The organism is Vagococcus sp. (genome assembly GCF_036639995.1).
Classification (GTDB): Bacteria; Bacillota; Bacilli; order Lactobacillales; family Vagococcaceae; genus Vagococcus.
The window spans coordinates 23,002-33,318 of sequence record NZ_JAVWHO010000026.1; the positions used below are offsets into that span (position 1 = coordinate 23,002).

The window sequence follows — 10,317 nt, forward strand, 5'->3', positions numbered from 1 at the left end:
TCCACTCCTACTATTTAATTATCTTGCTATGTAATAACGGGTAATAAACTAATCGTGCTTGTCCTAATATTGCTGTACTTCTAATCGTGCCAAATGAACGACTATCTTTGCTTAATCGACGATTATCCCCTAAAACGAAATATTGATCTTTTGGAATTTTTTTTGTTCCAATTAAATCTTCTGAATCTAAATCTGTTGTAAATGCATATTCATTTTTATGTTTTTTAATGCCTTTTAAGAAGGGTTCGTCAACTTTTTTTCCATTAACAAAAAGCTGATCTTTTTCATATTTTATATGATCTCCTGGTAAACCAATTACGCGTTTAACATAAGTGTTTCCATCAGATGACGTAAAGACGATAACATCAAATCGTTTAATTTCACTAAAATTCTCCATTACAACAAAATCATTTTCTTTTAATGTTGGTGACATGGATTTTCCAGTTACTTCAACTGGCAAGAATATGAAAGCACGCAAAATAATGGCAAAAAGTGTACAAACCACAGTCATTTTTATCCAATGCCAAACAATATCAAGAACTTTTTTCTCCATTTTCTGCCCGCCTTTCTCCCAATGTATATGATATATAAATTTTCTGAAAAATGCTAGTGTAAAGCGAATTAATCTGTCTATTTTGCATAAAACTTAATAAAAAAGGAGGTTAACCTTTGATAGTCAACCTCACGATTTCTATTTCTTTTGAATTACTTCAAGAGCTTTATTATATTGAACGTCATTATCTTTCCAATGATCCATCGTAACTTGTTCTAATTTTTGAACTGTTTTTTTATCTGCGTTACCTGTTTCTTCTAACTTGTTATCCTTTTGGAAAGCTTTAATTCCTGCCACTGTTTCAGTAGTATAAGTGTCATTAGCTTCACTTTTAGTATAACCAAGCTCTTTTAAATACGTGTTGATTGTTTTTACATTGGAGCTGATAGCTCCTTCTTTGTAATTTAAGCTTTGGTCAATTACTGGATTTTTTAAATACTTAGGGTAATCAACTTTAATTGTAGGTTTGACACCTTTTTCATGAATCCATTCTCCATCAGGTGTTAACCATTTGCTAATAGTTAACTTAACTTCGCCATTTCCTTGGATAGGTACCATCGTTTGAACGGTTCCTTTTCCAAAGGTTTTAGTACCTATAACGTCAAAACCATTTGCTTTTAACGCTCCTGCCATAATTTCAGACGCACTAGCACTATTTTCATCCACTAAAATTACTGATGGTTCCGTAATCTTATGACCATTATCAAATTTCTTTCCAGCAACTTCTTCATAAGAATTTTTGGCTTTGTCTTCAAATTTAACAATCGTTTCTCCATCTTTTAGGAAGCGGCTCGTCATTTTCTCTACATTTTGAAGAACGCCACCAGGATTTCCTCTAACATCAAAGATGAATTTTTTAGCACCTTCTTTACGCATTTTTGTAATCGCGTCGTCAAATTCATCAGAGGTTGTTTCGTTAAAGCTCTTAATATTAATGTATCCTACTGTCGGATCTGTTTTATCAATTTTTGAAGTTACCGATTCTAGAGGCACTTTATCACGAACAATATCAACTGTAAATTTATTATCTCCACGAATAACATCAAGTTTGACAGATGTGCCTTTTTTCCCTCTTACTTTTGAGACAACTTCTTGTAAACTTTTTCCTTTTTGATCTTTTCCGTTGACTTTAACAATCACATCGCCTTTTTTTAATTTCGCTTTATCAGCCGGCGCACCTTCAATAGGTTCCTCTGCAATTTTAGGATAATCATTTTCAATGGTCATCGTAGCGCCAATACCTTCAAAACTTCCAGAAATACTATCATCGAATTCTTTAGCATCATCGGTTACTAAAAAGGTTGAATGAGGATCACCAATAGCTTCTGTCATTCCTTTTAATGCACCATCAACTAATTTTTTTTGATCCACTTTTTCAATATACTGACTGTTAATCAACTCATAAAGAAGCTCTACATTATCTAAATCTGCTCCATCTGAATCAGATTTACCGATTCGGCTCATTGGGTTTTTTAATTCATACATAAATAAAGTGGCTCCTGAAGCTAAAATAGCGACTAGAGCGATGGTTATAAGATATTGAAACATCGATATTTTTCTTGATTCTTTTTGTTTCACACAGGCACTTCCTTCTTAGTTATTTTCAATATAGTGTTCCCAAAGGCTATCAAAAATATCCATATTAGGAATGTAGTAAGCATTCGTTTCTAAATAATGAGAAATTTCATCATAACTATGAGATTGTTTTGGAAACTGCAAATCATGAAAAATATCCTCAGCAAGCTTTGATTCATCTGTTTGATGTGTTTTTCCACGAAATGTTTGAACATAATGATAAAAACTTCGCTTCATTTAGTCATCTCCCCAAACTTGCTCTAGATAATTTTTACGTAACTGACTTGTTGCTCCATAATTACTAGGATTTTTCTTATAGTAATCCTGATGATACATTTCAGCTAGATAAAAAGGATGTGCTTTTTCAATTTTTGTTACAATGGGCTCAAGGTATCTACCAGAATCGTTAAGTTGCTGCTTACTTTTAACAGCCTGCTCTTTTTGCTGCTCATTTAAATAAAAAATAACTGGGCGATAACTATCTCCTCTATCTTGAAATTGACCAAAAGCATCTGTTGGATCCGTTTGACGCCAGTAGATATCAAGTAATTCTTCATAAGTAATTAAATTTGGATCAAATTCTATTTTCACAGCTTCTGTATGGCCAGTTTTCCCACCACATACTTGTTCGTAACTAGGTGCTTCTACATGTCCGCCAGTATAACCAGAGACAATTGATATAATGCCTGGAAATTGATCAAAAGGCTTTACCATACACCAAAAGCAACCACCGGCAAATATTGCTGTTTCACTCATGACTATCACATCACTTTCTTTTTGCTTTATCTTTAGATAGATACATACTAAAGGCAATCTCATCGTCAATTAAATTAATTTTCTTCGCTTTAATTGACATGCCATTATCCATCGTAAATTTATCTAAATGTAAATTAATTAGTTGTTTATCTGCATCAATTTCAACCCAGTTTGGTAAATCTGTTGTTGATGAAATATAATTAATCATCGCTGGAATAGGAACATTTAATGAGCCTACTGATAAACTCTTGGCTTTAAGTTGAATATTTCCATCATTTAATACATAAGGCTCAAAGTAAAGATAAAAATGAGTCTCATGTCCAAGTAAAGAAAATGTACCGTCAACTAACGCTTGATTTTCAAGATTAAAAGAATAATCAACACCAGACTCATCCATCATCTCTTCCATAAAATAATTGAGTACATCATTCACTTGTTTTTTCTTCATGTTAATATCAAAAACAGGTTGTGCCTTTGTTTCTACTTTTGGAACTGATTTACTATAGGTCATTCTAGGTGTAGATATACGGTAACCAACAACAAGCACCAAACCAAGAACAACAGCAACTAACAAAATAAATGCTGTCTTCCATGGATTGTTAAAAATAGCGATTGCTTTAGGTCTTATTTTCTTTTCACTTCTGTTTTCGTTCTGTTCTTTTTTTAACATATTCACACCTCATCTTAAATTACTTCATCCACTCTTTTTTTGTGGCATCCATTTTAGATCTAAACGCATTAGCAATGATTTGATAACCTAAATTATTGGGATGAAAACTATCTTCTTCTGAAATCAAATCATTAATGACATCTTCGTGAGATGCTTTTTTAGATGTTGAATCACTTGTTTTAACTTCAAATTCAGGCAGTCCATTATAAATCTCATCATTAATCGGTACAAAATAAGCATTATCTTGACTATCAACAAATTCTTTACTACCCTTATCCCAAAAGTCCACAATATCTTGCATTTCGGTTATTTCAGCAAAACTCTTATAGAATGGATTATAAATACCCAATTGGTAGATCGGAGCAGTTTTATTCAATGATCTGATTTCTTCGTACAATTGCTCAAGTTGTTTTTGATATTTTTTTTGTGGTTTAGCAAAAGATTTCAAAGATAATTTATTAAATATTTTTGATTGAATTACTTTCATTAAATCATTTCCGCCAACAGTCAATAAAATGACATCAGCTTTTGAAATTGATTCTTGAATATTTTTATCTTTTTTCACTCTTTTTAAAATCTGGTCACTTCTATCACCAGATTTACCGTGGTTATCAGCTTGAACAACATCGATTGGATAGTTCTCACTCAAGTCTGTTTGAAGTAAAGGAACATAGCCTCCTGTATTGGTTGTATCACCGATTCCTTCCGTTAGAGAATCTCCCACAGAGCTAATTCGCAATATCTCCATTTTCACTTCACTTGTCTTTGAATGAGTTGTTTCAAACTTTATTTTTTCAGCTTTAGGCATTAGATTCAAGCCAATAACAATCGAAACAACTAACCCCACAACAAAAAGTAATAAAAAAGGGGTGTTTTCTTTGATTTTTTTCATAAACATTCCTCTATCTAAAAAAGCAGACCTTGAGATCTGCTTTATACGTTATTTTAATTCGTGTAAAACATAACTGCAAATGCGCCTTTACCAGCGTGTGTTGCAACAAGTGGTGTTGTATGAATGATTGGAATATCAATGGTTGGTAATACCTTAGAAAGAGATGATTTAAGCTCTTCTGCAATGTCTCTTCCGTCTGCTTCTGAAAAACCAAGGCTATTCACTGAATAAGTTGTAAGTTTTTCTTCCAATGTTTTTACCCATTTAGTAAATGTTTTATTGCCACGTCCTTTAGAAACAACTTCAAGTTCGCCATTGTTTAATTGACATAAGACTTTCATATTTAAAAAACCAGACACAGCGCCAACTAATTTACCAATTCTGCCGCCTTTAACTAAGTTTTCAAGTGTCGCTACACCTATATAAAGTTGTGTTTTATTTTTGACACTTTCGATATGTTCTAAAATTTCGTCAGTTGTTGCACCTTTTTTGGCTAATTGAGCTGCTTCATACACTTGGAATCCAAGTGCTTGATCAATATAGTCACTGTCAACAACCGTTACTTTTGATTTTGTCATTTGAGCTGCTTGTCTTGCTGTATTGACCGTTCCACTCAATTTTTCAGTTAAATGAATTGAAATGATTTCACTGCCATCTTTTCCTAATTCATCGTACAACTCAATAAATTCACCGATTGGAGGTTGACTTGTTTTAGGTAATGAAGCAGAATTCTCCATCATTGTCATAAACTCTTCTTTATCTAATTCATTTTGATTGGCATAGATGACACCATCAATCATTATGGATAAACTAATCGTATGAATATCAATTTCCTTCAAACGCTTAGAATCAATGATACATGATGAATCTGTCACAATTTTTATATTTGTCATTCTCAAACCTCTTTCAAAAAATAGCATATTCGTGTAGAATAAAAATAATCTATCTGATGAACAGTATAACAGATAAATTATTCTTTTTCACTTAAAATATGAAAGGATGTTTGGAATGGAGCAAACAGCTTTTACAAAAAAATACTTGATTGTTAATGAAGTATTTAATGCGATTACACATGGAATAGGAACAGGTCTAAGTATTGCTGGCCTCGTTTTATTAGTAATTAAAGGAGCTCAGATGCATTCACCAATTCATGTTGTTTCTTATTCAATATTTGGTGCATCGATGATCTTACTTTTCTTATTTTCAACCCTTTTTCATAGTTTGATTTTTACAAAAGCAAAAAAAGTATTTCAAGTATTTGATCATAGTTCGATTTATATCTTGATTGCTGGAAGCTACACACCTTTTTGCTTACTTACTATTCAAGGTTGGTTAGGTTGGACCTTATTTGCTATTGTTTGGACAATTGCTATTACGGGAGTTATTTTTAAATCAATTTGGTTAAACAAACGAGGAAAAACAGATGTTGTTTTGTATATCATCATGGGGTGGCTTTGCCTAGTTGCTATTAAACCCTTATTTCTTGGATTAGGAAAAACTGGTTTTTTACTACTTTTTCTAGGTGGAGTTTCATACACTGTCGGCGCATTATTTTACAGCATGAAGAATGTTAAATTTATGCATGTTGTCTGGCATCTATTCGTTTTATTGGGTGCTATCTTTATTTTCTTTTCTGTTTATTTATTTACTTAAAACTTCGAAAATGATTCGAAGTTTTTTTTTAGGTCTAAAGAAGGATGCATTTTTTCTAAAAATCTATATAATATAGTTTAGAAAAAGAAAAAGGGAAGTTACTCTATGAAAGTTTTTTTAGTATATTCAGCAACAAATAGCTTGCTGTCTAAATCAATTAAATGCTACACCAAAGAAACCTATAATCATGTTTCCATTGCATTTGATAAAAATTTAGATCAAACTTATAGTTTTGGTAGAAAAAAAATTGCAAATCCATTAATTGGTGGTTTTGTTAAAGAAAATTTTTGGGACCCATTTTTTTTAACAAGTGAGTGTCTCATCTATTCTTTAGATGTTTCAGTAGAACAATATGAAAAAATGCTTGAGATCGTTTACTATTTTGATCAAAATAAGCAACTGTTCCAATATAACTTTTTAGGTCTTATCGCTCTATCTTTTAATTATGATTTTAAAAGAGAAAATGCTTATTTTTGCTCTGAATTTGTCGCAACACTTCTTAACGAAAGTAATGTCACTACTTTTGATAAAAAAATTCAATTTATAACGCCTAAAGATTTACTTGAAATTCAGCACTTGGAAAAAATATTTGAAGGTCAGGTAGTCAATTATCTCTCAGAAGATAAAACAATCACGAATAGACCACTTTCTGTTGTATAAAAAAGATTACAGCCACTTAAATTCTAGGTGGTTGTAATCTTTTTTGTTATGAATTACGTTGATATGTTTCAAAATCATGAGGAAATTTATTTTTATCATCAACTGTTCCTTCGCTGGTACTAACAATATTCCACTCTTCCCAGTCTAGATAAGGGAAATAAGTATCCCCTTCAAATTGATCTTTAATAAGTGTTCTGTAAAGAACGTCAATATGTGGCAGAAAAGACTTATAAATCTCTCCACCTCCAGTGATAAACGTGATCCCTTCAAACTCTTCAGCAAAAGTCAAAACTTCTTCTACTGAATGCATAACAGTTGCACCATTTCCGTCATATTCTTGATTTGACGTTAAGACAATTGTTTGGCGATTAGGTAATAAGTTTTTCCCCATACCTTCAAACGTTTTTCTTCCCATCACAATCACATTGTTTTCTGTCATTTGCTTAAAGAACTGCAAATCATCTGGTAAATGCCAAGGTAGTATATCATTTTTCCCTATTAACCCATTTTCGTCCTGCGCCCATATAGCTGCTATCATTTATAAATATCCTCCCAGGTAATTCTTCATAATCCTTAAACGGCAATTGGTGCTTTAATTGTTGGATGGGGATTATAGCCTTCAATGACAATATCCTCCATGTCAAAATCAAAAATTGATTGCTTGTTATTATTTAATGCAAGTGTTGGAAAATCACGGATATCTCGCGATAGCTGCTCGTTTATTTGATCCAAATGGTTCAAGTATAAATGAGCATCTCCAAACGTGTGAACAAAATCGCCTATTTCTAACCCTGTTTCATGTGCGATTAAATGAGTCAATAACGCGTAGCTTGCGATGTTAAAAGGTACGCCTAAAAACACATCTGCACTACGTTGATACAACTGACAACTTAATTTACCATCAGCAACATAAAATTGAAACAACGTGTGACAAGGTGGCAGTGCCATGTTTGGAACATCTTCTGGGTTCCATGCTGAAACAATTAATCGTCTAGAGTCTGGATTATTTTTAATCATATTGATTACATCTTGTAGTTGATCAATAGTTTCTCCTTGAGACGTTTTCCAATGTCTCCACTGGGAACCATAAATATTTCCAAGTTCACCGTATTTTTTAGCAAAAGTATCATCATTTAAAATATTCTCACAAAATAATGCCATTTGTTCTTTATAAACAAGGTTAAATTCTGGGTCCTTCACTGCTCTACGGCCAAAATCCGTCATATCAGGTCCACTATAGTCTTTACTTTTTATAAATCGTTCAAAGGCCCATTCATCCCAAATATGGTTTTTATGTTGTAATAAATATTTTATATTTGTGTCTCCTTTTAAAAACCAAAGTAATTCACTTTTAATTAAAGAAAAAGGGACTCTTTTAGTGGTTAATAAAGGGAAACCTTTACTCAAATCAAAACGAATTTGATGACCAAAAATACTTTTGGTCCCTGTTCCAGTTCGGTCATGTTTTTCTGTTCCTTCTTCAAGGATTAGTTTTGCTAAATTTAAGTAGTCTTTTTCCAATGAGGACACTCCTTATTCTTCTACAAATTGACTTAAATATTCCCAACGTTCCATTTTTGCCTCTAATTCATGTTCAGTCGTAGTTACTTCTTTTTGCATGTCTTGTAATTTGACTGCATCACTAGAGTGATTCAACATATCGTTTTGTAATTCTTCTATTTTTGTTTCTAATTGCTCAATCACGTCTTCAATCGTTGCCCATTCTTTTTGTTCCATGTAGGTTAACTTTTGTTTCGCGGTTTCTTTCTCTTTATCTATTCTAACATCTTTCTTTTCAGATGGCTCACTTAGTTTACCAGATGTTTCTCTACTCTCTAGATAATCACTCATCGAACCAAAATACGTTTCAATGTTCCCATCACCTTTAAATATCAATAATTTCTCCATTGTTTTATCTAAAAAGTAACGGTCATGGCTGACAGTTAACACAGCTCCTTGAAAATGATTCAAATAATCTTCAAGAATTGTTAATGTTTCAATGTCTAAATCATTCGTTGGCTCATCTAGTAACAAGACATTTGGCTGTTGAATTAATATTTTTAATAAATACAATCTTCGCTTTTCGCCGCCAGAAAGTTTTTCAATAACTGTTCCATGGGTTTCTCTTGGAAACAAGAAACGCTCAAGCATTTCAGTCGTTGAAATAGTCGTTCCATCTTTTTGCTCCACTTGTTCTGCTTGTTCTTGGAGAAATTGGATCATGCGTTTTGATTCATCTAACCCTTCGTTTTCTTGGGTGTAATAACCAATTCGAACGGTTTCTCCAAGTTCAATAATACCTGAGTCTAGTTGATGTTTTCCTGCAATCAAATTAAGTAATGTTGATTTTCCAGCACCATTTTCTCCTGTAATACCTAGTCGTTCTTTTGATTGAACTAGTAAGTCAAAGTTAGAAAGAATCGTTTTTTCTGAAATAGTAAAATTAGCGTCTTTAATTTCAAGAACTTTTTTCCCTAGACGTTTAGTATTTATCGACATATCTAATCCGTCATTACTATTATCATGAGTAACGGATTTTTTCAAATCATCGAATCGATTAATTCTTGCTTGTTGTTTGGTTCCTCTAGCCTGAACGCCCGCTCGCATCCAAGCAAGCTCTTGTTTAAATAGCTGTTTTTTCTTGTGATTTTGCTTAACTTCACTTTCTTCTCGCTCAGCTCGCATCACAAGATAAGCCTCATAGTTGCCAGTATACTCGTGCAAATCACCTTTTGATAATTCCATAATTCGATTTGTCACACGGTCTAAAAAGTAACGATCATGAGTTGTTACAATTAATGAACCTTTGTAATCTTTCAAATAATTCTCTAACCAACGAATACTCTCGTAATCCAAATGGTTAGTAGGTTCATCTAATAATAATAAATCTGGTGCTTGAATTAATACCTGTGCTAATCCTAGTCTTTTCTTTTGTCCACCAGATAATTCAGAAACTTTTTTATCTAAAAATAAAATACCTAGTTTACTTAATATAGTTTTGGCATTTGTATCAGCAAGCCAAGCATCTTCTTGATTCATCAGTTCTTCTGCTTGTTGGTATTTCTTTTGAATGGCTTCATTTGTTCCGTCTAATGCTAAATTAGCTAAAGCCAACTCATACTCTCTTACAGCTCTAATTATCGGAGTGTCTCCTTCAAAAACTGTCTCTAGGACTGAAGAATTCTCGTTAAAATTAAATTGCTGAGAAAGGTACCCAATTCGGTAATCATGTGGATAATCTAGCGCTCCAGTTTCAGAGTTATCAATGCCAGCTAGTATATTCATTAGAGTAGATTTACCTGTTCCGTTAATCCCAATTAAGCCAATACGATCTCCTTCACGAATGATGAAAGAAACATCAGTTAATAGGTCTTTAATCCCATAAGATTTTTTTAAATGATCTGCGCGCAGAATTTTCATAAACTTACCTACTCTCAAAATAGTCTCGTTTATTCTACCAAATTTAAGGTATTGAAACAAGTTAGGACGCTAATTCACTCATTCTTCTTTAAAAACATACGATAAAAAAAGAGAAAACCATTTTTTTGGTTTTCTCTT

The 10,317-nt window shown here is 32.7% G+C and carries 12 protein-coding genes; 2 read left to right on the forward strand and 10 right to left on the reverse strand.

Translation table 11 applies throughout. The features are described from left to right. Positions 1–10: 10 nt before the first annotated feature. The 7 genes from lepB to RR554_RS07770 form a co-directional block, all read right to left on the reverse strand. Positions 11–553, reverse strand: coding sequence for a signal peptidase I (gene lepB, locus RR554_RS07740; RefSeq protein ID WP_332463649.1), 543 nt, complete (start codon positions 551–553; stop codon positions 11–13). 138 nt (positions 554–691) lie between these two features. Then, positions 692–2,131: a S41 family peptidase gene (locus RR554_RS07745; protein ID WP_332467748.1), complete on the reverse strand. Its 1,440-nt coding sequence runs from the start codon at positions 2,129–2,131 to the stop codon at positions 692–694. Positions 2,132–2,146: 15 nt separating this feature from the next. Further along, a complete protein-coding gene (locus tag RR554_RS07750; RefSeq protein WP_332463651.1) occupies positions 2,147–2,365 on the reverse strand; it encodes a YozE family protein in 219 nt (72 codons plus the stop codon). Beyond that, positions 2,366–2,884: a peptide-methionine (S)-S-oxide reductase MsrA gene (gene msrA / locus RR554_RS07755; RefSeq protein WP_332467749.1), complete on the reverse strand. Its 519-nt coding sequence runs from the start codon at positions 2,882–2,884 to the stop codon at positions 2,366–2,368. It abuts the gene before it with no gap. Between the two features lie 10 nt (positions 2,885–2,894). Continuing rightward, on the reverse strand, positions 2,895–3,554 hold the full coding sequence (locus RR554_RS07760; RefSeq protein ID WP_332463653.1) for a YpmS family protein: 660 nt from the start codon (positions 3,552–3,554) through the stop codon (positions 2,895–2,897). Positions 3,555–3,573: 19 nt separating this feature from the next. Then, entirely contained in the window at positions 3,574–4,446 is an 873-nt protein-coding gene (locus RR554_RS07765; RefSeq protein WP_332463654.1) for an SGNH/GDSL hydrolase family protein, read from the reverse strand. A gap of 53 nt (positions 4,447–4,499) precedes the next feature. Further along, on the reverse strand, positions 4,500–5,339 hold the full coding sequence (locus tag RR554_RS07770; protein WP_332463655.1) for a DegV family protein: 840 nt from the start codon (positions 5,337–5,339) through the stop codon (positions 4,500–4,502). A gap of 115 nt (positions 5,340–5,454) precedes the next feature. On the opposite strand from RR554_RS07770, the gene trhA reads away from it, so the two are divergent. Further along, on the forward strand, positions 5,455–6,099 hold the full coding sequence (gene trhA / locus RR554_RS07775) for a PAQR family membrane homeostasis protein TrhA (protein ID WP_332463656.1): 645 nt from the start codon (positions 5,455–5,457) through the stop codon (positions 6,097–6,099). A gap of 105 nt (positions 6,100–6,204) precedes the next feature. Then, positions 6,205–6,759, forward strand: coding sequence for a hypothetical protein (locus tag RR554_RS07780; RefSeq protein ID WP_332467750.1), 555 nt, complete (start codon positions 6,205–6,207; stop codon positions 6,757–6,759). A gap of 46 nt (positions 6,760–6,805) precedes the next feature. On the opposite strand, the gene RR554_RS07785 is transcribed toward RR554_RS07780, so the two are convergent. Genes RR554_RS07785 through RR554_RS07795 form a run of 3 tightly spaced genes read right to left on the reverse strand, consistent with a single transcriptional unit; the run spans position 6,806 to position 10,179 of the window. After that, positions 6,806–7,297: a dihydrofolate reductase gene (locus RR554_RS07785; RefSeq protein ID WP_332463658.1), complete on the reverse strand. Its 492-nt coding sequence runs from the start codon at positions 7,295–7,297 to the stop codon at positions 6,806–6,808. Between the two features lie 35 nt (positions 7,298–7,332). After that, complete coding sequence (locus tag RR554_RS07790) at positions 7,333–8,280, reverse strand: thymidylate synthase (protein WP_332467751.1); 948 nt, start codon at positions 8,278–8,280, stop codon at positions 7,333–7,335. A 12-nt stretch (positions 8,281–8,292) separates the two neighbouring features. Continuing rightward, positions 8,293–10,179, reverse strand: coding sequence for an ABC-F family ATP-binding cassette domain-containing protein (locus RR554_RS07795; protein WP_332467752.1), 1,887 nt, complete (start codon positions 10,177–10,179; stop codon positions 8,293–8,295). Positions 10,180–10,317: the final 138 nt, after the last annotated feature.